This window comes from Streptomyces sp. CNP082 (genome assembly GCF_059570535.1).
Genome location: NZ_JCANSZ010000011.1, coordinates 1 through 23,881 on the forward strand (window position 1 = coordinate 1; position 23,881 = coordinate 23,881).

General features: G+C 74.9%; 24 protein-coding genes, 1 pseudogene and 1 riboswitch. Of the genes and pseudogenes, 7 read left to right on the forward strand and 18 right to left on the reverse strand.

Annotated features, from left to right (window positions below):
• Nucleotides 1-363 precede the first annotated feature (363 nt).
• The 4 genes from fxsA to B124_RS12070 all read right to left on the reverse strand — a co-directional run bounded on the left by fxsA (nt 364) and on the right by B124_RS12070 (nt 4,683).
• Nucleotides 364-969, reverse strand: a complete 606-nt coding sequence (fxsA, locus tag B124_RS12055; protein WP_496502760.1) for an FxsA family membrane protein — start codon at nt 967-969, stop codon at nt 364-366.
• 3 nt (nt 970-972) lie between these two features.
• Complete coding sequence (locus tag B124_RS12060) at nt 973-1,740, reverse strand: polyprenol monophosphomannose synthase (protein ID WP_496502761.1); 768 nt, start codon at nt 1,738-1,740, stop codon at nt 973-975.
• Nucleotides 1,741-2,501: 761 nt separating this feature from the next.
• Complete coding sequence (locus B124_RS12065) at nt 2,502-4,202, reverse strand: amidohydrolase (RefSeq protein WP_496502762.1); 1,701 nt, start codon at nt 4,200-4,202, stop codon at nt 2,502-2,504.
• Nucleotides 4,203-4,242: 40 nt separating this feature from the next.
• On the reverse strand, nt 4,243-4,683 hold the full coding sequence (locus B124_RS12070; protein WP_496502763.1) for an Lrp/AsnC family transcriptional regulator: 441 nt from the start codon (nt 4,681-4,683) through the stop codon (nt 4,243-4,245).
• A 237-nt stretch (nt 4,684-4,920) separates the two neighbouring features.
• On the opposite strand from B124_RS12070, the gene B124_RS12075 reads away from it, so the two are divergent.
• On the forward strand, nt 4,921-5,310 hold the full coding sequence (locus B124_RS12075) for a hypothetical protein (RefSeq protein ID WP_496502764.1): 390 nt from the start codon (nt 4,921-4,923) through the stop codon (nt 5,308-5,310).
• A gap of 61 nt (nt 5,311-5,371) precedes the next feature.
• Here B124_RS12075 and B124_RS12080 read toward each other — a convergent pair whose 3' ends face one another.
• Nucleotides 5,372-6,550, reverse strand: a complete 1,179-nt coding sequence (locus B124_RS12080; RefSeq protein ID WP_496502765.1) for an acyl-CoA dehydrogenase family protein — start codon at nt 6,548-6,550, stop codon at nt 5,372-5,374.
• A gap of 229 nt (nt 6,551-6,779) precedes the next feature.
• On the reverse strand, nt 6,780-7,433 hold the full coding sequence (locus B124_RS12085) for a TetR/AcrR family transcriptional regulator (protein WP_496502766.1): 654 nt from the start codon (nt 7,431-7,433) through the stop codon (nt 6,780-6,782).
• A 129-nt stretch (nt 7,434-7,562) separates the two neighbouring features.
• Between B124_RS12085 and B124_RS12090 the strand changes: the two genes are divergently transcribed.
• Nucleotides 7,563-8,303, forward strand: a complete 741-nt coding sequence (locus B124_RS12090) for an SDR family oxidoreductase (protein ID WP_496502767.1) — start codon at nt 7,563-7,565, stop codon at nt 8,301-8,303.
• Between the two features lie 65 nt (nt 8,304-8,368).
• Nucleotides 8,369-8,686 (forward strand): DMT family transporter, encoded by a 318-nt coding sequence (locus B124_RS12095; protein ID WP_496502768.1) that lies wholly within the window; start codon nt 8,369-8,371, stop codon nt 8,684-8,686.
• Here B124_RS12095 and B124_RS12100 read toward each other — a convergent pair.
• Nucleotides 8,673-8,897: a hypothetical protein gene (locus tag B124_RS12100; protein WP_496502769.1), complete on the reverse strand. Its 225-nt coding sequence runs from the start codon at nt 8,895-8,897 to the stop codon at nt 8,673-8,675. The genes B124_RS12095 and B124_RS12100 overlap by 14 nt on opposite strands.
• A gap of 118 nt (nt 8,898-9,015) precedes the next feature.
• On the opposite strand from B124_RS12100, the pseudogene B124_RS12105 reads away from it, so the two are divergent.
• Nucleotides 9,016-9,252, forward strand: a pseudogene (locus B124_RS12105) (winged helix DNA-binding protein); the annotation flags it as partial.
• Between the two features lie 205 nt (nt 9,253-9,457).
• Here B124_RS12105 and B124_RS12110 read toward each other — a convergent pair.
• Nucleotides 9,458-10,849 carry a C39 family peptidase gene (locus tag B124_RS12110; RefSeq protein WP_496502770.1) on the reverse strand — a complete coding sequence of 464 codons (1,392 nt, stop codon included), beginning with the start codon at nt 10,847-10,849 and terminating at the stop codon, nt 9,458-9,460.
• 176 nt (nt 10,850-11,025) lie between these two features.
• Here B124_RS12110 and B124_RS12115 point away from each other — a divergent pair, with 176 nt between their 5' ends.
• Nucleotides 11,026-11,634, forward strand: a complete 609-nt coding sequence (locus B124_RS12115; RefSeq protein ID WP_496502771.1) for a uridine kinase family protein — start codon at nt 11,026-11,028, stop codon at nt 11,632-11,634.
• 424 nt (nt 11,635-12,058) lie between these two features.
• Complete coding sequence (locus B124_RS12120; RefSeq protein ID WP_496502772.1) at nt 12,059-13,924, forward strand: AAA family ATPase; 1,866 nt, start codon at nt 12,059-12,061, stop codon at nt 13,922-13,924.
• Between the two features lie 31 nt (nt 13,925-13,955).
• Here B124_RS12120 and B124_RS12125 read toward each other — a convergent pair whose 3' ends face one another.
• The 10 genes from B124_RS12125 to ribD all read right to left on the reverse strand — a co-directional run bounded on the left by B124_RS12125 (nt 13,956) and on the right by ribD (nt 22,656).
• Nucleotides 13,956-15,089: a hemolysin family protein gene (locus B124_RS12125; protein ID WP_496502773.1), complete on the reverse strand. Its 1,134-nt coding sequence runs from the start codon at nt 15,087-15,089 to the stop codon at nt 13,956-13,958.
• On the reverse strand, nt 15,086-16,447 hold the full coding sequence (locus B124_RS12130) for a hemolysin family protein (RefSeq protein ID WP_496502774.1): 1,362 nt from the start codon (nt 16,445-16,447) through the stop codon (nt 15,086-15,088). Before B124_RS12130 ends, B124_RS12125 begins: the two co-directional genes overlap by 4 nt.
• Nucleotides 16,448-16,634: 187 nt before the next feature.
• Entirely contained in the window at nt 16,635-17,075 is a 441-nt protein-coding gene (locus B124_RS12135) for a PH domain-containing protein (protein ID WP_496502775.1), read from the reverse strand.
• Entirely contained in the window at nt 17,072-17,920 is an 849-nt protein-coding gene (gene hisG, locus B124_RS12140; protein WP_496502776.1) for an ATP phosphoribosyltransferase, read from the reverse strand. The genes B124_RS12135 and hisG overlap by 4 nt, the downstream gene beginning before the upstream one ends.
• 51 nt (nt 17,921-17,971) lie before the next feature.
• The gene (locus B124_RS12145) at nt 17,972-18,244 is read right to left on the reverse strand and encodes a phosphoribosyl-ATP diphosphatase (protein WP_496502777.1); all 273 of its coding nucleotides are present in this window, start codon (nt 18,242-18,244) and stop codon (nt 17,972-17,974) included.
• Nucleotides 18,245-18,278: 34 nt separating this feature from the next.
• Entirely contained in the window at nt 18,279-18,764 is a 486-nt protein-coding gene (gene ribH / locus B124_RS12150; protein ID WP_496502778.1) for a 6,7-dimethyl-8-ribityllumazine synthase, read from the reverse strand.
• Nucleotides 18,765-18,843: 79 nt separating this feature from the next.
• Nucleotides 18,844-20,235 (reverse strand): GTP cyclohydrolase II, encoded by a 1,392-nt coding sequence (ribA, locus tag B124_RS12155; protein ID WP_496502779.1) that lies wholly within the window; start codon nt 20,233-20,235, stop codon nt 18,844-18,846.
• Nucleotides 20,232-20,897: a nicotinamide mononucleotide transporter family protein gene (locus tag B124_RS12160; RefSeq protein ID WP_496502780.1), complete on the reverse strand. Its 666-nt coding sequence runs from the start codon at nt 20,895-20,897 to the stop codon at nt 20,232-20,234. The genes ribA and B124_RS12160 overlap by 4 nt, the downstream gene beginning before the upstream one ends.
• Nucleotides 20,894-21,511, reverse strand: a complete 618-nt coding sequence (locus B124_RS12165; protein ID WP_496502781.1) for a riboflavin synthase — start codon at nt 21,509-21,511, stop codon at nt 20,894-20,896. Before B124_RS12165 ends, B124_RS12160 begins: the two co-directional genes overlap by 4 nt.
• A gap of 2 nt (nt 21,512-21,513) precedes the next feature.
• Nucleotides 21,514-22,656, reverse strand: a complete 1,143-nt coding sequence (gene ribD, locus B124_RS12170) for a bifunctional diaminohydroxyphosphoribosylaminopyrimidine deaminase/5-amino-6-(5-phosphoribosylamino)uracil reductase RibD (protein WP_496502891.1) — start codon at nt 22,654-22,656, stop codon at nt 21,514-21,516.
• Nucleotides 22,657-22,829: 173 nt separating this feature from the next.
• Nucleotides 22,830-22,960: riboswitch (FMN riboswitch) on the reverse strand.
• A 192-nt stretch (nt 22,961-23,152) separates the two neighbouring features.
• On the opposite strand from ribD, the gene B124_RS12175 reads away from it, so the two are divergent.
• Nucleotides 23,153-23,872: a DUF5995 family protein gene (locus B124_RS12175; protein ID WP_496502782.1), complete on the forward strand. Its 720-nt coding sequence runs from the start codon at nt 23,153-23,155 to the stop codon at nt 23,870-23,872.
• Nucleotides 23,873-23,881: the final 9 nt, after the last annotated feature.

Sequence of the window (23,881 nt, forward strand, 5' to 3'; positions counted from 1 at the left end):
CTCCGCCCGCCCCGGATGCCCGCCCCTGCCCGACTTCCCACGACCACGCACCCCGGCCTTCCGCGCCCACCCAGCCGCCGTGTGCCGATTCACCCCGACCGCCCGAGCAGCACCCGCGACACTGCCGTCCTCGCGGTCCAGCGCCACGAAGAACCTCGCCCTCAGCTCCTCAAAACCCACGATCCCCGCAACTCCCTGAACTCCAGGGTGTTGCGGGGATCACTAGAACCCGCACAGTGGGACGGGCCCTTCCGGGTGCCCGAAAACGGCCGCGCCGCGTCCCCCGGTCCGTACACCCTGAAGCCGTACGCCCTGAAGGGCGCCGCGGCCCGGGGGTGACGGCCGGCCGGGCGGGGCCGGGGGTCAGCGGCCCGGCGGCCGGTCCTCGTCTTCGTCCCGTATGACCTCGCCCTGGACGACCTTGCCGTCGGGGCGGTGGATACGCGCCTGCGTGTACGCCCGGCCCAGGTCCTGCCCGGCGGCCGACCGCTCGATCACGCCGGTCAGCCCCCGGCGCACCAGCGCCCGTACCGGCGGCAGCAGCAGAAGGAGCCCCGCGGCGTCGGTGACCAGGCCGGGCACCATCAGCAGCAGCCCGGCGAGCATCGTCAGCCCGTTGCCCGACCCGCGCCCGCGGTCGGCCTCCGGCTCCGGCGCGGCGCCGGACTGCTGCCGCTGGACCTGCTCGGCGAGCGACCGCCAGGCCCGCCGGCCCGCCCGCTTGATGACGACCGCGCCCAGGACCACCCCGCCCGCCAGCACGGCGAAGACGCCCAGGACGCCGATCTCGGACCCGAGCACGATCAGCAGCCACAGCTCCAGCAGCGCCCAGGCGGCGACGCCCAGGGGCGTCAGGGTGCGGGCGAGCGAGCGGCGCCGGCGTGGGCGGCGGCCGGAGCCGCCGGGGCCCGCCGCCCGGTCGTCGGAGCCTGCCGGGTGCTCGTACGGCTGCGGATTGCGATCGCTCATGACTCAAGTGTGCCTGCGGCCGAGAATCCGCCCCAGCCGGGACCGTACGCCCCAGGCCGGAACCCGCCACGCCGCCTCGGCGATGATGTCCTTGCTCATCTTGGAGTCACCGCGCTCCCGCTCGACGAAGGTGATCGGGACCTCGACGACGTGGTAGCCGGCGTCGGCCACCCGCCGGGCCAGGTCCACCTGGAAGCAGTACCCCTGCGAGGCGATGTTCTCCAGCCCGATGCCCTGAAGCGTCTCCCGGCGGAAGGCCCGGTACCCGCCGGTGACGTCCCGGATGCGCAGCCCGAGCCAGATCCGCGAGTACGCGCTGCCGCCGCGGGAGATGAACTCCCGGGACCTGGGCCAGTTGACCACCCGGCCGCCGGGCACCCACCGGGAGCCGAGCACCAGGTCGGCGCCCTTCAGCGCGGTGAGCAGCCGGGGCAGCTCCTCCGGCCGGTGGGAGCCGTCGGCGTCCATCTCGACCAGCACGCCGTAGCCCCGCTCCAGGCCCCAGCCGAAGCCGGCGAGATAGGCGGCACCCAGGCCCTCCTTGCCGGCCCGGTGCAGCACGTGCACGTGCGCGTCGTCGCCGCTCAGCTCGTCGGCGAGCTTGCCGGTGCCGTCCGGGCTGTTGTCGTCGACGACCAGGATGCCGGCGTCCGGCACCGCGTCCCGCACCCTGGAGACGATCGACTCGAGGTTCAGGGCCTCGTTGTACGTCGGGATGATCACCAGGATCCCGCCCAGCGGGCCGTAGCGCCCCTGAACCCCGTCTGTCACTGCCGTCCCTTCCGCAATTCCCGCTTGAGCCGTCCTCGCGCGCACACGGCCGCGCGGGACAGGACGCCCACGATAGCCAGAGCCCTCTGCGGTCCGGCACCGAGGCGGTCCGCAACGGTACCCCGGGACGGCGCGCGGGGTACCGGGCGGTCCGCGGACAGCCGGGGAGAAGACGTCCCGCGGCATGCCCGTGGCCGTGCCGTGGCCGTGCCGTGGCCGTGCCGTGGCCGTGATGGTGCCACGGATCCGCGGGGGCGCGGCAGCGGGCAAGCGGTGGAAAACCGGAAAACCGGAAAAGGGGAAAGGAGAAGAGGGGACGGGCGGCAGCTCGGGGCAGCCGTGGCAGGCGGCCCGATACCGCTGCGAGTCGGGCCCGGCGCCCTTCGGTCCGACCTGGGACCCGCTGGCTGCGGATCGACCGAGGGCCGTTGTCTACTGAGCGTCCGGGCCCCACCCGGGGTCACACCAGCCCGACGGATGCCATCCTCCCTCGCCCCCGTGCCGGAGTCCTGGACCTGGCTGCCTGCGATGGGGCGCCGGTGCGGCACACCATCCGTGGCCCAGAGCGTTCCACGACTGCGCGGAGGTGATCCGGCCGGACGTCCTGTGGTGGACTCGGCCGAAACTACCCGCCGTTGCCCGCTTCGTGTCAACAGCCGTGTCACCTGTGGCGTTTTGCCGAAGCGGCTGGTCAGTCCCGAGATCAGGCCGCGGTCCGACGTCCGGGACGGCCTTCGTTCGGCCTATCGAAGATCGTTAACTCACCCGATCGGCCCCGGGTAGACGGTGTTTCCGGCCACGACCGTACGCAGGCACACGGGCAGTTCTGCGCCGGGCGTGAGGTCGGGCAGGCCCGGGGTGCCGGAGCGCGGGTCGGTCGACCAGTTCGCGATGCGCTCGTCGGGCACCTGTACGACCAGGTCGCCGGCCGCCCAGACGGCGTAGTCGGCGGGCGCGCCCGGCACGAGCACGCCGGCGTCGTCGCGGCCGACGGCCCGCCAGCCGCCGCGGGTGTGGGCGGTGAACGCGGCGCGGGCGGAGACGCGGTGCTCCGGCGTGCGGTGGAACGCGGCGGCCTGGACGGTGCGCCAGGGGTCGGGCGGGGTCACCGGGGCGTCGGAGCCGAGGGCGAGCGGCACCCCGGCGCGCAGGAGGGCCGCGTACGGGTTGAGGGTCCGCGCCCGCTCCGTCCCCAGCCGGCGCGCGTACATGCCCTCCTCGCCGCCCCAGGCGGCGTCGAAGGCCGGTTGTACGGACGCCGTGAGCGCCAGCTCCGCGAACCCGGCGACGGTCTCGGCGGTGAGCATCTCCGCGTGCTCCACGCGGTGCCGCAGCGCCCGTACGCGGTCCAGGCCGACCTGGTCGGCCGCCGCCCGTACGCCGTCGACCACGGCCGCGACGGCGGCGTCCCCGATGGCGTGGAACCCCGCCTGGAGCCCCGCCTCGGTGCAGGCGGCGACGTGGGCGGCCACAGCGGCGGCGTCGAGGTAGCCGTTGCCGCGGTGCCCGGGGCGGTCGGCGTACGGCTGCGTCAGGTGGGCGGTGCGGGAGCCGAGGGAGCCGTCGGCGCAGAGGTCCCCGGCCGCGCCGAAGGCGCCGAGTTCGCGTACGCGCCGGGCGTCCTCGGGGCCGGCGACGGCCTCGCCCCAGTAGCCGGTCACCCGCGGCCCCGGCCGCTCGGCGGCCAGCGCCAGGAGCGCCGTGAAGTCGTCGGCGCCGCTGATGTCGGGCCCCGCGCACTCGTGGACGGAGCCGATGCCGACGGCCGCGGCCCGGTCGAGGGCGGCGCCCTGCGCGGCGGCGCGCTGCGCCGGTGACATGGCGGCGTACGCGGCGCGGCGCACGGCGTGGTGGGCGTCGCGGGTCAGCGGCTCGTCGGCGGCGAAGCCGTCGCGGCCCGCGATGCCGGGCACCAGGTCGAGCAGGGCCGTGCTGACGGCGGCGGAGTGGACGTCGACGCGGGTGAGGTAGAGCGGCCGGCCGCCGGCGGCCTCGTCCAGCTCGGCGCGGGCCGGGGGGCGGCCCTCGGGCCAGCCGGTCTCGTCGTACCCCTGGCCGATCAGCACCCGGTCCGCGGGGTGTGCGGCGGCGTAGGCGCGGATCCGGGCGAGGGCGTCGGCCAGTCCGGTGGCGCCGGACAGGTCCAGGCCGGTCAGCGCGAGGCCGGTGGCGGTCAGATGTACGTGCGCGTCGGTGAACGCCGGTGTGACGAGGGCGCCTTCGAGCTGGACGACTTCGTCGACGGTGCCGGCGTCGGCGAAGCCGTCGGCCGCGCCCTCGGAGCCGACCCAGGCGACGCGGTCGCCATCGACGACCATGGCGGTGGCGAACGGGTCGGCGGGGCTGTGGACGGTGCCGCCGCGCAGCAGCACGGTGCGGGGGGCGGAACCGGCCCTGCCGGGCGCGGAGTCGGCTGAGTCGGCGGGAGTGCGGGGTCGGGCGGCGGGGCCCTCGGCGGTCACGGCTGCGGTGCCTCGGATTCGGTTCGGGGGCGCCGCGCCGTCAGATGCGCGGCGGCCTGGCTTCGTACGGCGTGGAGAGCACGACCGTGGTGCGGGTGGAGACCCCCGCGAGGGAGCGGATGCGGGCGAGCAAGTCCTCCAGCTCCGCCGGGGCGGCGACGCGCACTTTGAGGATGTAGTTCTCCTCCCCCGCCACGCTGTGGCACGCCTCGATCTCGGGGACGTCGGCGAGCCGGTCCGCGATGTCGTCGGGGGCGCTGGGGTCGAAGGGCTTGACCGAGATGAACGCGGTTATCGGCAGGCCGATGGCCTCCGGGTCGACGATGGCGCCGTAGCCGCGGATCACGCCGCGCTGCTCCAGGCGCCGCACCCGCTGGTGCACGGCCGAGGTGGACAGGCCGGTGGCCTTGCCCAGGTCCGTATAGCTCATGCGCCCGTCCCTGACGAGCAGCTCCACGATGTGCCTGTCCAACTCCTCCACAACGCATCAACTTACTTCGTTTGCGGCGGTCGGGTACATCCGGGGCCGCCGGGGCCGGGGCCGGGCGCACGGTGGGGGCGCGCAGGGCGCACTCGGTGGCGTGTGATGAAGGCCACAGTCCAACCGGGAGCGAGGGTGACGCTGCGGACGATTATTCGGATGACAGCGAGGGAAATCCTTGCTGTGGTCGTGACCACCACGTGACCGTCCAGGTGGCCCAACCTGAGGGGGAGCAGCATGCGCCGTTCCGAGCATGTCGAGCTCGTCGAGCCTGATGCCGTCGATGACGAGGACGGCGGTTACGCCGAGACCTCGCTGATCTTCCGGGTGCTCTGCCCGGACTGCGTCCAGCCCATCGCCCTGCTGGAGGGCGAGGACGTGCTGCCCGAGCACGCCCGCGTCACGCCGGCGAACCCGTTCGGGCTGACCGTGTGCACCGGCTCCGGCAGCCCGCTGTCGGCCGCGGTGCCGCAGGACGCCCGCCTGGACGCGCGCGCGGAGGACCCGGCGGCGCTGCTCACGCTGCCCGAGGGCCTCGACTGGCGCCGCCAGCCCTTCTCCCACGTCGGCGGCCCGGGCAACGAGCCGGCGCGGCGGCGGCTGCCGGGGATGCGCCGGCGCAGGTGACGCCCGCCGCCGGCCCGACCGCACCCGCCGGCCCGCGCCCCTGACGCGTAGGAGCCGGCCGCTACGACCGCTCCTTCTCGGCGCCCAGCAGGTGCCGCGCGACGACCACGCGCTGGATCTGGTTGGTGCCCTCCACGATCTGCAGCACCTTCGCCTCGCGCAGGTAGCGCTCGGCGGGGAAGTCCGCCGTGTAGCCGTAGCCGCCGAGGACCTGCACGGCGTCGGTCGTCACCCGCATCGCCGCGTCCGAGCAGAAGAGCTTGGCCATCGCGGCGTCCTTGGCGAAGGGCAGGCCCGCGTCGCGCCGCCGGGCGGCGGCGAGGTACAGCGCGCGCCCGGCCGCGATCTGCGTCGCCATGTCGGCGAGCATGAACCGCAGCCCCTGGAAGTCGGCGACCGGCCGGCCGAACTGCTGCCGCTCCAGCGCATAGCCGTGCGCCGTGTCCAGTGCCCCCTGCGCCACCCCGATCGCACAGGCCGCGATGCCGAGGCGGCCGGAGTCGAGGGCGTCGAGGGCGATGGTGAGGCCCTGGCCCTCCTCGCCGACGCGGCGCGCGTCGGGGACGCGCACCCCGTCGAGGTGCAGCAGTCCGGTCGGCGAGCCCTTCATGCCCATCTTCTTCTCGGGCGGCGCGGCCTTGAGCCCGGGGGCGTCGCCGGGGACGAGGAAGGCGGTGATGCCGCCGGGGCCGGGGCCGCCGGTGCGGGCCAGGACGGTGTAGAAGTCGGCGACCCCGGCGTGGGTGATCCACGCCTTGGTCCCGTCGAGGGTCCAGGTGTCGCCGTCGCGTACGGCCCGGGTGGTCAGGGCGGCGGCGTCGGAGCCGGAGGCGGGCTCGGAGAGGCAGTAGGCGCCGAGCAGGCCGCCGCCGAGGATGGCCGGAAGGAACTCCTTGCGCTGCTCCTCCGTGCCGTAGCCGGCGACCGCGTGGGCGGCGAGGGTGTGCACCGAGGTGCCGAGGCCGACGGTCAGCCGCGCGGCGGCGAGCTCCTCCAGCACCTGCAGATAGACCGTGTACGGCTGCTCCCCGCCGCCGTATTCGGCCGCGTAGGGCAGCGCGAGCAGTCCCGAGTGCGACAGTGTGGTGAACAACTCGCGGGGGAAGCGGCCGGCTTCCTCCTCTTCGGCCGCGTGGGGGGCGATCTCCCGCCGGATGAGCTCGCGGACGAGGGCCAGCAGGTCGCGTGACTCCTCGGTGGGCAGCTCGCGTTCCACGGGCAGCGGACCACGTACGGCCATGCGGTGCACTCCTCTTCGCCGGGCGCGCGTACGGCGCGGTCGGGGGCGGCTCCGGCCGGGATATGCCGGCGCCGCCCGTTGTGTTGCTGCAGATCGATGCTGCCCCGCCGGATTACGGCGGGCCGGCATGTGCGGCTGCGGTGAAGGGGAGTATGCCCGATCGGCGGTACGCCGAGACAAACGGGGGACGCACGGAACCGGCCAGTTCACGGGGCGGGTTCCGGGTACGTCAGGGGGCGGCGGAGCCGCCGTCGGGCAGCAGCCCGGCGATCAGGTCGTCGTAACCGGCCTTCACGCGGGCGACGCTCATGCCGTCGGCGCGGCGCTGGTAGCCGTAGAGGTTGGCGGCCAGCGGCGCGAGCAGGGCGTCGGCGAGCCAGCGCACGTCGGCCTCCGGCCGGATCCGGCCGACAAGCAGCGAGAGGTGCTGCCGGTACAGCTCGTACGAGCCCTCGGTGAACCGGGCGTCGGCGGAGTCCATCTCGGCCACGAGCAGCAGCCCGAGCTGGTCCTCTGTCCGGTCGACGAGGGCGTGCAGGAAGGCGCGGATGCGCTCCGGTGCGCCGGCGCCGGGCCCGAGCGGCGGCGGCCCCTTGAGGAACGCGGTCTGGAACTGCACTTCGCGGTCGTCGATGACCGCGTACGCCAGTCCCGCGCGGTCGCCGAAGCGGCGGTAGACGGTGCCGACGCCGACGCCCGCGGCCCTGGCCACCTCGTCCATGGACAGGGCGTCGGGGCCGCGCTCGGCGACCAGCGCGGCGGCGGCGGCGAGGATCCTGCGGCGGTTCTGCGCGGCGTCCGCGCGCTCCGCCGGCGGGCCGCCGACCACGTGCAGCTCCCCGCCGGGAAGGCGCCGTCGGCCGGTCGCGTCTTCGTCTGTCACCTGCGCTCCCTCCTGTCCGGAGGATAGCGAACAGGAGAGCTCTCCGGTTCTCACTGGCATCCGGAGAGTTCTCCGGTTACCCTTCGGAGAGTCAACCGGAGAGTTCTCCGGATGTTGAAGGGAGCAGACATGGGGCAGCTTGCGGGCCGGACGGCCCTGGTCACGGGCGGCAGCCGCGGCATCGGTGCCGCGATCGCACGGCGGCTGGCGGAAGAGGGTGCCGACGTGGCGCTGACGTACCACCGCTCGGCCGCACGGGCCGCGGAGGTCGTACGCGCCGTGGAGCGGACCGGCCGGCGGGGCCTGGCCATCCCGGCCGACGCCGCCGACCCGGACGCCGTCGTCGCCGCGGTGGACCGCGCCGCCGCCGCGCTGGGCCGGCTGGACATCCTGGTGAACAACGCGGGCATCGCGCCGTACGGGCCGCTGGCCGAGGTGCGCCGGGAGGACGTGGACGCGGCGCTCGCCATCCACGTCCGCGCGGCCTTCCTCGCCTCCCAGGCGGCCGTCCGGCACCTCGGCCCCGGCGGCCGGATCATCAGCATCGGCAGCAGCTTCGCCGAGCGGGTGCCGATACCCGGCTGGACGCTCTACGCCGCCAGCAAGTCCGCGCTGACGGGCCTCACCCGCGGGCTCGCCCGCGACCTGGGCCCGCAGGGCATCTCCGTCACCGTCGTCCACCCCGGCGACACCGACACCGAGATGAACCCCGCCGACTCTCCCGACGCCGACGCCGCCCGCGCCCTCAGCGCGCTGGGCCGCTACGGGCGCCCCGAGGACGTCGCCGCCACCGTGGCCCACCTCGCCGGCCCCAGCGGCGCACAGATCACCGGCGCGGCGATCGCCGTCGACGGCGGCTTCGCCGCGTAGCGCGGCCGTCCGCGGCCCCGCACGCCACCCCCGTACCACCGGAACGACAGACCCCGGGAGACACCGTGCCCTGGATATTCCTGCTCATCGCCGCCGGCCTCGAACTCGTCTGGGCCACCGCCCTGAAGCACTCCGACGGCCTGACCCACCTCTGGCCCTCGACGTTCGGGCTGGTGACGGCCATGGTGAGCGTCATCGTGCTCACCATGGCGCTGCGCAGCCTGCCCGTGGGCACGGCGTACGCCGTCTGGGTCGGGCTGGGCTCGCTGGGGGTGGCCGCCGTGGGCGTCCTCGCGCTGGGCGAGAGCGCGTCGCCGGCCAGGCTGGCGTGCCTGGGGCTGATCCTCGCGGGCGTCATCGGCCTGAAGTTCATCGAGGGCTGAGCGCGCGGAACCCCGCGGGGGCGGCGGGAGTTGCCCCGGCATGGGTGGTGTCGTGCCGTATCTGGTCCTGGTCGGCTGCCTGGCCGTGGTGCTGGGCTTCTTCACCTGGCTCAAGGGGGTCGTACGCCGCCGCGGGCTCGCCGGCTCGGCGATGCGGGGCGCACTGGCCGCGTACGAGGAGGCGATGCGCGTCACCTCGCACGACTCCCATCACGAGGTCCGCGCGGCGGCGGTTCCGGTTCCGGCGGTAGCCCGGCCGGCAGCCGCCTGGACTCACCCCGGCTCTGCCGGGCATGCCGCGCGTACACCGAAGGCCCGCCCCCGGCCTGAATTCCGGCCTGGTCGCGCGGCGGGGCGACGCGTCCGACAAGCGGGTCACGCTGGTGTGCCTGACCGAGGCCGGCGCCTCCTATGTCCGGACGCGGCGCCAGGCGGGCGTCCACGCGTTCGAGCGGTTGATCGGCGAGCCCACCGGCGACGAGGTCGACGCGCTGGTGGCGGCCCTTCCGGCGCTGAAGCATCTGGCAGAGCTCGACAGCCGGGACCGCGAAGGGCCGAAGCGGTGACCGGTCAGCCGGCCGGCGGGGTCGCGGCGAAGGCGTTCCCGGTGGCGCGTTCCGAGGCGCGGCTGCGATCACGACGCTGGCAAGCCTCGCTCTCGCCCGCCGACGCCCGCCCGGGACCAACCCGAGCGTGCCGTCCTGATCGAGTTCGACAGCTTCGAGAGTCCGCGCCCCTCCCCCGCTTTCAGGGAGGGGCGCGGGCGGGTTTCTACTCGATCCCCACGGCGGCGAGTGCGGCCTTCTGGGCTGCGGTGATCTCGCTGCCCCACAGCACGTAGCAGATGCCGCCGGTGCCGGAGCGGACCGCGCCGTTGGCGTCGTAGCGCTTGGTGCGCAGCCAAATGTTCTCCCACTGGCGGCGCTTGTAGACGTGGCGCACTGCCGGGTTGTCGGGCGAGGCCGGGTCGTTGGCGACGACGTCGCCGTCCTTGGTGAAGCCGACGACGGTCATCAGGTGACCCGAGGTGCCGTAGCCCGCCCCGTCCAGCTCCGACTCGATGAAGGACTGGGACGTTATCAGCGGGATGCCGGCGGCCACGAGCAGTTCGGCGTCGGCCAGCGAGCCGAGCCGGGTGACGACGCCGTGCATGTCGCGGTACGTGCTCGCGTAGGCGGTGTTGAACGGCCAGTTGCCGCAGCCCTCGTACTGGTAGTCGTACGTGAAGCGGGCGGCGTGGCAGACCTGCGGGTCGTCGTAGTCGGGGTTGACCCACTCCAGGTCCCCGGCGGTCGGCTTGCGGCCCCAGTACTCGATGATCATCTGCGAGGAGGTGGGGCTGCACCACGCCTCGCCGCCGTTGTCGTACTCCGGGTAGCGGCCGGCGTGGATGTTCTGCGAGTAGCGCGGGACGGCCAGCTCGCGGGAGAGCCGCGGTGCGCTGGCCGGCACCTCGAAGCGGTCCGGGACGTCGGAGCCCATCGCGCCGGCCCGCCACACCTGCGGCGTCAGGTCGCTGCCGGGCTTGCGGTAGAGGGTCACCCGCAACTGGTAGTCGACCAGGCGCAGTCCGCTCGCCGCGTCGTCGATCGAGAACGTGTCGGTCCAGATGCTGCTCTTGCCGTCGGACTGGTCGTCGACCGTGGTGCGGCGGATGTCCGCGTCGCCCGCGGCCCAGCGGCCCATCACGTACCAGGGCGTGCGACCGCCGTCGTTGTACGTGCCGCGCAGCTCGACCATCAGCCAGGTGCCGGCCGGGGTGGCGGCGTTCCAGGAGGCGATGACCTCGGTGGCGGGCGGGGCCAGCCGGTGGACCGGGGAGGTCCAGGTGGCGTACTCCCAGGAGGCGGTCGCCCCGGTGTGCGGGTCGGCGTAGTCGGTACGGCCCGCGGGCCGGCCGATCACGATGCCGGGGCGAGGGCCGGAGACGACCTTCGTCCCGCGGGCGCTGCCGCCGCGCCACGCCGGCGCGGAGGCCCAGCCTCGGTAGTCGACGAGGGAGCTGCCGAGCGGCGGCCGGCCGGCCGCACCGCCGGCGGCGGCGGGCGTGGCGGGCGCAGCGGCAGAGGCAGCCGCTGCGGCGGGGGCGGCCGGGGCGGCACCGGCCGCTGCGGCGGCCAGGGCGGCGGCCAGCACGGCGCGCCGTGACGCACTTCGGGGCATGGCGGACTCTCCAGACGATTGCGGCGCATGCTGGGGGGCAGGCCACAACTATTCACCCTCGCTCTGCCGTTAGGAAGTCAATCCGTACTACGAGATGGGTGAATATTGGTTCATACCACTGGTGTGACCTGGGGTGGAGGAAGGACCGGCGGGGCGGTCGCCGTAGCCTTGCGGCGATGAGCGCCACCCACGCCCCGGCGTCCGACCCCTCGCTGGCCGCCCTGGCCCGCGAGCTGCGCGGGCTGGCGCCGTCCTGCGGACCCGTGCGGCTGGTGGCCGTGGACGGCCACGCGGGGTCCGGCAAGACGACGTTCGCCGGCCGGCTCGCCGCGGCGCTGGGCGGGGCGCCTGTCCTCAGGCTTGACGACCTCGCGACGCACCGGGACTTCTTCGGCTGGACGGGGCGGCTGCGGCGCCAGGTGCTCGCCCCGCTGGCCGCGGGGCGCCCGGCGGTCTACGACGCGTACGACTGGCAGGCCCGCGCCTTCACCGCGCGCCGCACCCTGCCGCCGGCGCCCGTGGTGCTCGTCGAGGGGGTCGGCGCGGGCCGCCGGGAACTGCGCCCGCACCTCGCCCGGCTGCTGTGGATGGACGTGCCCGCCGCCGCGGCGTGGGCGCGCGGGCGGCGGCGCGACGGGCCGGGGCTCGCGGAGTTCTGGGACGGCTGGGAGCGGGCGGAGCGGGCGCACTTCTCGGCCGACCCGTCCCGCCCGTACGCCGGCCTTCTGGTGGTGCGCCGCGGGGACGCGTACCGGCTGGTCCCGGGGCCTGCGCACGCCCGGTGACCACGCGGGGCGCACACCGTGCGCAGCCGGTCCCGGGACCGGCCGGAATAGACCCCTCCACGCCCCAACTCCGCTTGACCCGGGGGCAGTACAGGACTTACGTTCTCAGTGAGCGGGCCCCACCGGCACCGCCTCACGCGCGAAGCCCCCGATTGTTCCCCCGTGATCGGGGGCTTCGTTCTGTCCAAAGAGGGAACAATGGGATGACTTACGGACCTGGTGCCCCTCACCCACGATCACCGCGTCGGGCGGCCGGGTCCCCCGCGTGTGCGTCCGATACGTGCCGTCGGCCCGCATCGCCGCCGCGGGTACCATGCGAGCAGGCCGTCTTCACCGCAACTCCCCTGTTTCGCCGGGGAGTTCGCGGTGGACGGCCGACCAGCGACCCGAGGAGATCCGCGGGGGAACGGTTGGTGGCTACGTGATGGACAACGGCGCGCGCGGGCCCGAGGCCCCCGCGGAGCTCGCCTGGCTGCGGGGCGTGGACGCCTACACGATGGGCGCCTACACCAGGGCCGAGGAGGAGTTCAGGTCCGCGGTGCGGCTGGACCCGCAGATGGCCGACGCCTGGCTCGGGCTGCACGCACTGCGGGCGGACACGGCAACGGCGCTGCTGGAGATGTACCGGCACCGCGACCGCTTCGGCGAGCAGCGCGCCCGGCACCGCCGTCCCCTCAACTCCTGGTACTGGCTGGGCTGGTGGGTGCAGCCCGTGCTCGACTCCGGCCGCGACCTGCTGCTCGCCCACGCCTCGCACTGGCTGGACGGCCGGCACGTCGCCGAGCTGGAGCAGGCGCTCGCCGCCTGTCCCCCGGCCGAGGCCGACCCGCAGGTGCGCTTCCTGCACGCCTGCCGCGCGTATCTGGTCAAGGACTGGGAGCAGCTCGTCCGGCTGACCGTGCCGCTGACGGACGACCCGCTGCTGGGCATCGAGGCGGGGCTCTTCGCCGGCATGGCGCGGGTGCGGCTGGAGATGTACGGGCAGGCCGTGCCGATGCTCTCCGCCGCGCTGATGCGCTGCCGCAGCGAGCAGCCGCAGCGCAAGGAGCTGCGCTACTGGCTGGCGCGGGCCCAGGAGGGCTCCGGCCGCAGCGCCGCCGCGCTGCCGCTGTACCGGGCGGTGCACCGGATAGACCCCTCCTTCATGGACACCGCGGCCCGGATCGCCGCCATCGACGGCCTCGACGACTTCGACGGTCTCGACCCGGTGCCGGGCCTGGCGTCGGTGTCCCTGGCCGGCGCCGAGCAGGAGACCGCGCCGGGCGACCCCGCGCCCCCCGCGCCGGACGGCCGGGAGCTGGTGCCCGCCGACGAGGTGCTGCGCCCGCCGCCCCCGGCTGGGGGCCCGGGCGTGCTGCGCGAGCGGGCCCCGCTGCACGCGGGCTCCGCGCACCAGCCGGCCGCCGCCGACCCCGCGATGCTCGCCGAGGCGCTGGCCGACCTCGACCGGATGGTCGGCCTCGACCCCGTCAAGCGGCAGGTGCGGGCGCTGTCGGCGCAGCTCAACATGGCGCGGCTGCGGGCCGGCGAGGGCCTGCCGGTGCAGCCGCCGAAGCGGCACTTCGTCTTCTCCGGCCCGTCCGGTACGGGCAAGACCACCGTGGCGCGCATCCTGGGCCGCGTCTTCTACGCGCTCGGGCTGCTCGCCAGCGACCGGCTGGTGGAAGCCGGACGGGCCGATCTCGTCGGGGAGTTCCTCGGCCAGACCGCGGTGAAGGCCAACGACCTCATCGACTCCGCGCTCGGCGGCGTGCTCTTCATCGACGAGGCCTACAGCCTCGCCGGCGTCGGCTACTCCCGCGGCGACGCGTACGGCGACGAGGCCCTCCAGGTGCTGCTCAAGCGCGCCGAGGACAACCGCGACCGGCTCGTCGTCATCCTCGCCGGCTACCCCAAGGGCATGGACCGCCTGCTCTCCAGCAACCCGGGCCTGACGTCCCGCTTCACGACGCGCGTCGACTTCCCCAGCTACCGCCCGCTGGAGCTGACGGCCATCGGCGAGGTGCTGGCCGCGCAGAACGGCGACACGTGGGACGAGGAGTCGGTCGAGGAGCTGCGCAGCATCTGCGGGCACGTCGTCGACCAGGGCTGGATCGACGAGCTGGGCAACGGCCGCTTCCTGCGCACGCTGTACGAGAAGAGCTGCGCCTACCGCGACCTGCGGCTGTCGGCCTACCCCGGGCCGCCGGGCCGCGAGGACCTGGCGACGCTCCGGCTGCCGGACCTGATGCAGGCGTACGGCGAGATCCTCTCCGGCCGCGAGCCGGACGCGGAGCCGGAGCCCGGCTGACCCGGCTGACCCGGCTGACCCGGCTGGCAGGTCAGCCGACCGAGGTGGGCACGGACTGCCCGGTGCTCCCGTCCGCCGTACGCTGACGTACCGTCAGCCGGTGCGCCGGATCCCGCACCTCGCCGACCAGCAGCTCCAGCACGTCCTCCAGCGCCACCAGACCCAGCACCCGGCCCGGCGCGGCCGGGTCCGCGACCGCCGCCAGGTGGGAGGCGCCGCGCCGCATCGCGGCCAGCGCGTCGTCCAGCGGCAGCTCCGGGCGCAGCACGGTCATCGGCCGGAACAGGCGGGCGGGCACGGCCCGTTCGCGCTCCTCCAGGTCGAGGACGTCCTTCACGTGCAGATAGCCGAGGTATGTCGGCCCGGCGGCGCCGGCCGTCCCGCCGGTGCCGGCGCCGCCGTTGCCGCGCACCGGGAAGCGCGAGTAGCCGGTGCGTACCGTCAGCTCCTCGACCTGCCGCGGGGTGGCGGAGGCGGTGACGGCGACCATCGACTCCGGGTCGAGCAGCACGTCGGTCACCGGCCGCGAGCCGAGGCCGAGCGCGTCGTTGAGCCGGCGCTGCTCGCCGTCGCCGAGCAGTCCGGCCTCGCGGGAGTCGGCGATCAGGTCGGTCAGTTGCTCGGTGGTGTACGTGCTGGTGAGCTCGGAGCGCGGCTCCACCCTCACGAGCCGCAGCAGGTGCCGGGCCAGGGCGCCGAGCAGCGCCGTGGCGGGGCGGCACAGCCGGGCGAAGGTGACGAGCGCGGGCGCGAGCCACAGCGCCGCGGCGGCGGGAGCGGCCAGCGCCAGGTTCTTGGGCACCATCTCGCCGACGACGAGGTGCAGGCAGACGACGACGGCCAGCGAGACGGCGTAGCCGAGCGGGTGGACGAAGCCGTGGGGCACGTGGGCGGCGTGGAAGGCGGGTTCCAGCAGCGAGGCGACGGCGGGTTCGGCGAGCGCGCCGAGGGTCAGCGAGCACACCGTGATGCCGAACTGCGCGGCGGCCATCATCTGCGGCAGGTGCTCAAGACCGTGGAGCACCCGGCGGGCGCGCGCTGAGCCGGCGGCGGCGTACGGCTCGATCTGGCTGCGCCGTACGGAGACGAGCGCGAACTCGGCGCCGACGAAGAAGCCGTTCGCGAGCACCAGCAGCGCGGCGAAGACCAGTTGGAGTGCGCTCACGCGGCCGTCCCCCGTGCCCCGCCCCGGGCCGGCGCGGCAGGCGCGGCGTCCGCGGTGCGCACCAGCCGCACCAGCGCCGCCCGGTGGTGGTCGACATGCCGTACGGCAAGGCGCCAGCCCGGCAGCGCCGCCGTGTCCCCGGCCGCCGGGATCCGGCCGAGCAGCGTGGCGACGAGCCCCGCCACCGTCTCGTACGGGCCCTCCGGCGCCGCCAGCCCGATCCGGCGCAGCGCGTCGAGGCGGCAGCCGCCGTCGGCGTCCCACGCCGGGCGCCCGTCCACGGCCGGCGCGGACCGCAGGTCGGGGATGCCGTCGACCTCCCGGTCGTGCTCGTCGCGGACCTCGCCGACCAGTTCCTCGACGATGTCCTCCAGCGTGACGACGCCGGCGGTGCCGCCGTACTCGTCGACGACCACGGCTATCGGCTGCCCGCCGCGCAGCTTCTCCAGCAGCGGCTGCGCCGGCAGCGTGCCCGGCACCAGCAGCGGCGGCACGGCGATCCGCGCGACGGGGGTGCGCGTCCGGTGCCCGGCGGGGACGGCGAGGGCGTCCTTGAGGTGGACGACGCCGGTGACCTCGTCGAGCCGGCCGGCGTAGACGGGGAAGCGGGACAGGCCGGTGGCGCGGGTGAGGTTGAGGACGTCCGCGGCGGTCGCGGAGGACTGCAGCGCGACCACCCGTACCCGCGGTGTCATCACGTGCTGTGCGGTCAGCTCGCCGAGCGAGAGGGTGCGCACGAACAGGTCCGCGGCGTCCGGCTCGATCATCCCGGCCTGCGCCGAGCTGCGTGCCAGCGACCCGAGCTCCGTCGGCGTACGGGCCGACGCCAGCTCCTCGGCCGGCTCCACGCCCAGCAGCCGCACCAGCCGGTTGGCGGCGGCGTTGAGCAGCGCGATGAGGGGGCGGAAGAAGCGCGCGAACGCGGTCTGCGGCCCGGCGACGAAGCGGGCGACGGCCAAGGGCCGGGACACCGCCCAGTTCTTCGGCACCAGCTCGCCGAGGACCATCTGCGCCGCGGAGGCGAGCAGCACCCCGGCGGCCAGCGCCGTGCCGGGCACGGCACCCGCGGGCAGCCCCGCGGCGGTCAGCGGGCCGCGCAGCAGCCGGCCCAGCGCGGGCTCGGCGAGCATGCCGACGACCAGTGAGGTGAGGGTGATGCCGAGCTGGGTGCCGGAGAGCTGGAACGACAGCTCCCGCAGCGCGGCCACGACGCGGGCGGCGCGCCGGTCGCCGGCCGCGGCGGCCCGTTCCGCCTGCGGGCGCTCCACGGCGACGAGCCCGAACTCCGCCGCCACGAAGAAGCCGTTGGCCAGGACCAGCAGGAACGCCAGGCCGAGCAGGGCCAGTGAGGTGATCATCGCGCCGCCTCCGCGCGGGGGGCGGCGCCGGTACTGCAGGAGGATCCGTCCATCGCCCTGGGGGGCTCACTCCTCGGGTCGCCGGGTGACCCGGTGCGCGCGGCTCCGGGAAGGTCCCTCGGGGGGCCTTGGGCACCACAGTAAACACGACCCCGGGGCGCAGGGCAGCCTCAGGCGCAGGGCGGCCTCAGGTGCCGGACACGCCCGTGCCGCGTTCGGCGGCCAGCGCGGCGAGCGCCCGTGCGTCCTGCTCGGCCTGCTCCCGGGCGATGCCCGGCTGGATGCCCATCGCCGGCAGGCTCGTGCCGTCGGCGAGGTCGAGGGAGACCCAGGGGTCGCCGGGCCCCAGGTTGACGCGGAGGATCTCGGCCCAGGCCAGATGCCGGCGGTTGGTCAGGTTGGTGACGGTGACGCCGTCGTCGGCCGCGACCACCTTGGGCCGGCCGAGCAGCAGCAGCCCGCCGAGGAAGAGCAGCCCGACCACGATGAAGCTGATCCGCTCCCCCACGTTCATGCTCAGCGTCAGCCCGAGCGCGGTGAGCACGCCGAAGAGCGCGAGGCCGCAGGTGACGAGCACCACCTGGGTGCGGCGTGGCCGGAAGGTGACCGGCAGCCCGGCGGCGGTCACAGGCGGCAGGCGTGGATCGTGGTGGTGAGGATGGCGCGGGCCCCCAGCTCGTACAGCTCGTCCATGATCTGCTGGGCCTCCGCCGTGGGCACCATCGAGCGGACGGCGACCCACCCCTCGTGGTGCAGCGGCGAGACGGTGGGCGACTCCAGCCCCGGGGTGAGGGCCACGGCCTGTTCCAGGTGCTCGGCGCGGATATCGTAGTCCATCATCACGTACCGGCGGGCGACGAGGACGCCCTGCATCCGGCGCAGGAACTGCCGTACCTTCGGCTCCTCCCGCGGCGAGGCGGTGCCGCGGATCACGATCGCCTCGGAGGTGAGGATCGGCTCCCCGATGATCTCCAGCCCGGCCTGCCGCAGCGTGGTGCCGGTCTCGACGACATCGGCGATGACCTCGGCGACGCCGAGCTTGATCGCGGTCTCCACGGCGCCGTCGAGGTGCACGACCTCCGCGTCCACGCCGTTGTCCGCGAGGTGCTTGGCGACCAGCCCGGAGAAGGACGTGGCCACGGTCATGCCGCCGAAGTCGGCGACGCCGGCGGCGGTGCCGGGGCGGGTGGCGAAGCGGAAGGTGGAGGCGCCGAAGCCGAGCTGCATGATCTCCTCGGCGCCGGCGCCGGAGTCGAGCAGCAGGTCGCGGCCGGTGATGCCGACGTCGAGGCGGCCGGAGCCGACGTAGACGGCGATGTCGCGGGGGCGCAGGAAGAAGAACTCGACGTCGTTGGCGGCGTCGGTGAGCACCAGCTCGTGGCGGTCCGTGCGCTGCCGGTAACCGGCCTCATGGAGCATCGCCGACGCAGGCTCGGCGAGGGAACCCTTGTTGGGGACGGCGATGCGCAGCATGGTCGTATCTCTTCCTGTTCTGCGGGTCGGCTTCAGGGGTGCGTACGGGCGTCAGAGGCGGGCGTAGACGTCGTCCAGGGAGATGCCCCGGGCGACCATCATCACCTGCAGGTGGTAGAGGAGTTGGGAGATCTCCTCCGCGGTGCGGTCCTCGCCCTCGTGCTCGGCGGCCATCCAGACCTCCGCGGCCTCCTCGACGACCTTCTTGCCGATGGCGTGCACGCCCTGCTCGACGAGCTGGGCGGTACGGGAGGTGGCGGGGTCGCCGGTGGCTGCCTTCTGCCGGAGCTCGGTGAAGAGCTCCTCGAATGTCTTGCTGGCCATGGTGGGCCCAAGTCTACGGGGTCCGCGGGGGCGCTCAGCGCCAGGGCTCGGCGACGGTGCGCAGCGCCGCGGCGGTGGCGACGGCGGCGGTGGCCGCCTCGTGGCCCTTGTCCTCCACGGAGTCGGCGAGCCCGGCGCGGGCGAGCGCCTGCTCCTCGGTGTCGCAGGTGAGCACGCCGAAGCCGACGGGCACGCCGGTCTCCACGCTGACCCCGGTCAGGCCCTGGGTGACGCCCTGGCAGACGTAGTCGAAGTGCGGGGTGCCGCCGCGGATGACGACGCCGAGGGCAACGACGGCGTCGTAGCCGCGGTCGGCCATCGCCTTGGCGACCACCGGCAGCTCGAAGCTGCCGGGGACGCGCAGCAGGGTGGGCTCGACGATGCCCAGCTCGCCGAGGGCGCGCAGGGCACCGTCGACGAGCCCGTCCATCACCTGCTCGTGCCAGAGCGCGGCGACGACGGCGACCCGCAGGTCCTCGCAGTTCTTCACGGTCAGTTCGGGGGCGCCCTTGCCGCTCACGGCTCTCCTCGTTCGTCGTGCTGTGCGGGTGTACGGAAGGTGGGGTCTGCGACATGAGTGCCGCAGGGTGGTTACGGGGTCACTGGTTGCTGCACACCGCCACGGGCGCGGCGTCCAGCCACGGCAGGTCGTGGCCCATGCGGTCACGCTTGGTGCGCAGGTAGCGCAGATTGTGCTCGCCGGCCTCGACGGGGGTGGGCTCGCGGCCGGTGACGGCAAGGCCGTGGCGCAGCAGGGCGTCGACCTTCTCCGGGTTGTTGGTCAGCAGGCGCACCGAGGTGACGCCGAGGTCGGCGAGCATGCGGGCGCCCGCGGCGTAGTCGCGGGCATCGGCGGGCAGGCCCAGCTCCAGATTGGCGTCGAGGGTGTCGCGCCCGCGCTCCTGCAGTTCGTAGGCGCGCAGCTTGGACAGCAGGCCGATGCCGCGGCCCTCGTGGCCGCGCAGGTAGATCACGACGCCGCGGCCCTCGGCGGCGACGCGGCGCAGCGAGGCGTGGAGCTGCGGCCCGCAGTCGCACCGCTGGGAGCCGAAGACGTCGCCGGTCAGGCACTCGGAGTGGAGGCGTACGAGCACTTCCCCGCCGGGGTCGGCCGCGCTGACGTCGCCCATGACCAGGGCGATGTGCTCGACGCCGTCGGCGGTCGAGCGGTAGCCGTACGCGGTGAAGTCGCCGTACGCGGTGGGCAGCCGGGTCTCGGCCTCGCGGCGTACGGCGGGGGCTGCTGCGGGGCCGTCCCCGGGCGCGGCGGCCGGCTCGGCGGCGGAGTCCGCGGGGCGCCGGGGAGCGGCCGGGGCGGGGCCGGTGGCGGGCTCCGTGGCACGGCGGTAGGCGATGAGGTCGGCGATGGAGATGATCGCGAAGCCGTGCTTGCGGGCGAACGGCACGAGCTGCGGCAGCCGCAGCATCTCGCCGTCCTCGCCGGCGATCTCCACGATCGCCGCGGCGGGCCGCAGCCCGGCGAGCCGGGCCAGGTCCACGCCCGCCTCGGTGTGCCCGTCGCGGGCGAGCACGCCGCCCTCGCGGGCGCGCAGCGGGAAGATGTGGCCGGGGCGGACGAAGTCCGCGGCGACGGCTTCGGGGTCGGCGAGCCGCCGGATCGTCCTCGTCCGGTCGGACGCGGAGATGCCGGTGCTGACACCGTGGGCCGCGGAGGCGTCCACGGTGACGGTGAAGGCGGTGCGCTTGGACTCGGTGTTCCGCTGGACCATCTGCGGGATGCCGAGCCGGTCCAGCGCCTCGCCCGCCATCGGCATGCAGATCATGCCGCTGCACTCGCGCATCATGAACGCGACGGTCGCGGGCGTGATCAGCTCGGCGGCGACGATGAGGTCGCCCTCGTTCTCGCGGTCCTCGTCGTCCACGACGACCACGGGCCGGCCGGCGGCGATCTCCTTTATCGCACGCTCGACGGAATCGAGGCGGAGGTCCTCCGCGTCCCCGGTGGGCTGCCGGGTCTGCAGAACGGTCATGCGACGGCTCCTTCCAGTGCCTCCGGCCGCCCGGCGGCGGGCGGTGTGATGCGGCGGCTCGCGGTCCACCAGGCGCGCAGGCCGAGGAGGACGACGACGCCGTAGACGACGTACACGAGGGCGGAGAACTTCAGGTCGCTGGAGTACGCGAGGGGGACGCCGACGGCGTCCACGGCGAGCCAGGCGAACCAGAACTCGACCCAGCCGCGGGCCATGGCGACCATGGCGGCGACCGAGCCGGTGAACAGGTAGGCGTCCGGCCAGGGGTTCCAGGACAGCGACGGGACGGCGAGGAAGAGCAGGGCGACGGCGGTGGTGCCGGCCGCGGTGGCGGCGACGAGCCAGCCGCGCTCGGCCCAGGTGGCGAAGCGCACCTGCACCGCCCCGCTCTCGCGCCGGCCGCGCGTCCACTGCGTCCAGCCCCACACCGAGACGCCGACCACCAGCAACTGCTTGCCGACGCCGCCGGTGAGGCCGGCGGAGGCGTACGCGACGACGAGCACCGCGCCGGAGAGCAACTGGGCCGGCCAGACCGCCACCCGGCGGCGCCAGCCGAGGGCGAGGGCGGCGACGCCCAGCACGTTGCCGGTCATGTCGGCCCACTTGATGTCCTCGCCGAACACCGAGAAGGCCACCCCGTTCAGGGAGTCCAGGGTGCTCATTCGCGCGCTCCCCGGGCGCGGTCGGCGTGCGGGGCGAGCATCCGCTCGACGTACTTGGCGACGACGTCGGCCTCCAGGTTGACCGTGTCCCCCGGCTGTTTGCGGCCGAGGGTGGTCAGCGCGAGCGTGGTGGGGATGAGGCTCACGGTGAAGAAGTCGGGGCCGGCGTCCACGACGGTGAGGCTCACCCCGTCCACGGTGATGGAGCCCTTCTCCACGACGTAGCGGGTGAGGTCGTCGGGCAGCGAGACGGTGACGACCTCCCAGTTCTCGGAGGTCTTGCGCTCCATGATCTCGCCGGTGCCGTCCACGTGGCCCTGCACCAGATGCCCGCCGAGACGCCCGCCGACGGCGGTGGGGCGCTCCAGGTTGACCCGGTCGCCGGGGGCGAGGCCGCCGAGGCTGGAGCGGTTGAGCGTCTCGGCCATCACGTCGGCGGTGAACTCCGGGCCCTCGTGGTCGACGACGGTCAGGCAGACGCCGTTGACGGCGACGGAGTCGCCGTGCCGGGCGCCCTCGGTGACGACGGGGCCGCGCAGCCGGAAGCGGGCGGCGTCGGGCAGCTCTTCGACGGCGACGACCTCGCCGAGCTCTTCAACGATTCCGGTGAACAACGTCAGCTCTCCTTGGTGGCGGGCGGCTCGGGGGCGGGCCCCGGCACGGCGGTCAGCCGCAGGTCGGGACCGAGGTGATCGACGGCGGTGACATCGAGACGCAACGCTTCGCCGATCGTCCCGATTCCGGCGTCGGCGAGCGCGGCGGGCCCGGCGCCCAGCAGGACGGGGGCGAGGTAGCAGACGACCCGGTCGACGACGCCGGCGGCGAGGAACGCCCCGGCCAGGGTCGGGCCGCCCTCCAGCAGTACGGAGCGCACGTCCCGCCCGTACAGCGCGGCGAGCAGCGCGCCGATGTCCAGGCCCCGGCCGCCGGCGGCGCGCGGCAGGCGCACCACGTCGGCGCGCTGGCCGCTGTGGGTCTCGGCGGCTTCGAGGACCGCGGTGAGGCCGTCGACGGCGGCGGCTGCGGCGTCCGCGGCCACGGCGACGAGGGTGGGGGCGGTGCCGTCGAGGAGCCGGGCCCCGGGGGTGAGCGCGGTGCCCTCGGTGTCGATGACGACCCGCAGCGGCTGGGTGACGCCCGCCTCGGCGCGCGCCCCGCGGACGGCGAGCTGCGGGTCGTCGGCGCGCGCGGTGCCGGAGCCGACGACCACGGCGTCGGCCTCGGCGCGCAGCCGGTGGACGTCGGCGCGGGCGGCGGGCGAGGTGATCCAGCGGCTGGAGCCGTCGGCGGCGGCGCTGCGGCCGTCGAGCGTGGCGGCGTACTTCCACAGCACGAAGGGGCGCCCGCGGAGCACGGCGGTCAGCCACGGCTCGTTCCCGGCGGCGGCCTCGTCGGCGAGCAGGCCGCCCTCGACCTCGACGCCGGCGTCGGCGAGCGCGGCGGCACCGCCGGCGCCCGCGGGGGTGGGGTCGGTGACGGCGTAGACGACGCGGGCGACGCCGGCGGCGGCGAGGGCGCGGACGCACGGGCCCGTACGACCGGTGTGGTTGCAGGGTTCGAGGGTGACGACGGCGGTGCCGCCGCGGGCCCGCTCCCCCGCGTCGGCGAGGGCGGCGACCTCGGCGTGCGGGCCGCCGGCGCGGGCGTGGCAGCCCTCGCCGGCCGGCTGGCCGGCGGCGTCCAGGATCACGCAGCCGACGACGGGGTTGGGGCTGGTGTCGCCGAGCGCTCGGGAGGCGAGCGCGATGGCGCGGCGCATGGCCTGCGCTTCGGCTGGGGTGGCCACCCGGGTCCTCCTGCCTCGTCGGGCACGGACTCCGGGGCCTGTCTTGACGACAGTTACGGAACGCGATCACCGGGGCGCCGGCCGGGAGACGGGGGGCCGCCCGGAAAGGAGCGGGCCGCCGCCGGCGGCGCACCTGTGGCATCCCGCCGCGCACTGCCTCCCATCCGGACTTTCACCGTCGGTCCAGGAATTCCACCTGGTCAACCGGCCGCTGGCAGCGGCCGGGTCGCGGACTGTTACCGCCGGTTCGGATTTTCACCGACCCCGGAGTGCGCGTACGTCACTGGTACTCCTCCAGTCTGCCACGCTCCGGCGCGGACCAACCCGCCTGGTCCTGTGGGCTGGATCACCTCCGCGGGGCCCGGGGCGGTCACGGCGGGCCGGCGGGCACCACCCGTACGAGGGGTACTCGGGGCCTCGCCACGGCCGGTGGTGGCCGCGCGGTCTCCCGGCTGCCAGGGTGACGGCCATGATGTCTGTGCAGGACACGGCGGCCCGCGGGGCCCTCGACGCCGCCGCTGAACGGATGCGCGCGCTGACGTGCGAGCTGCCCCGGCGCGACGGGGTGGCGGTCTTCAGCTCGGTGTACCTCGAGGTGACCGACGAGGTACGGCTGCGCCTGGCGGCCGGCGACTTCGCCGACCGGACCGCTGCCGCCGGGCTCGCCGCGGACTTCGCCGGCCGGTTCCTGGCCGCGGTGGACGACACCGCGGCGGGCCGCCGCCCGCCCGCGTGCTGGCGCCCGCTGTTCCAGGCCCGCCGCCATCGCGGCGTCCACACCCTGCAGTTCGCCCTCGCCGGCATCAACGCCCACATCGGCTACGACCTCCCGCGCGCCGTCGTCGCGACCTGCCGCGCGCTCGGGCGCGAACCGGACGACGTCGAGGGCGACTACGAGCGCGTGGGCGACCTCCTCGTACGGCTGGAGGAGCGGATCCGCGAACAGCTCATGCCCGGTCCCGACCTGCTGGACGTGGCCGATCCGCTCACCCACCTCGCGGGGGCGTGGAGCCTGGACCGGGCCCGGGACGCGGCCTGGGCGGCGGCCCGGGTGCTGTGGCGGCTGCGCGGACTGCCGGAGGTGGACGAGGAGTTCACCGAGCGGCTGGATCAGTCGGTGGGGCTGGTCTCGCGCTGTCTGCTGGTCCCGCTGCGCGGGCAGCCCGGCCGGCAGCGCGGCGACGGCTGAGCCGCCCGC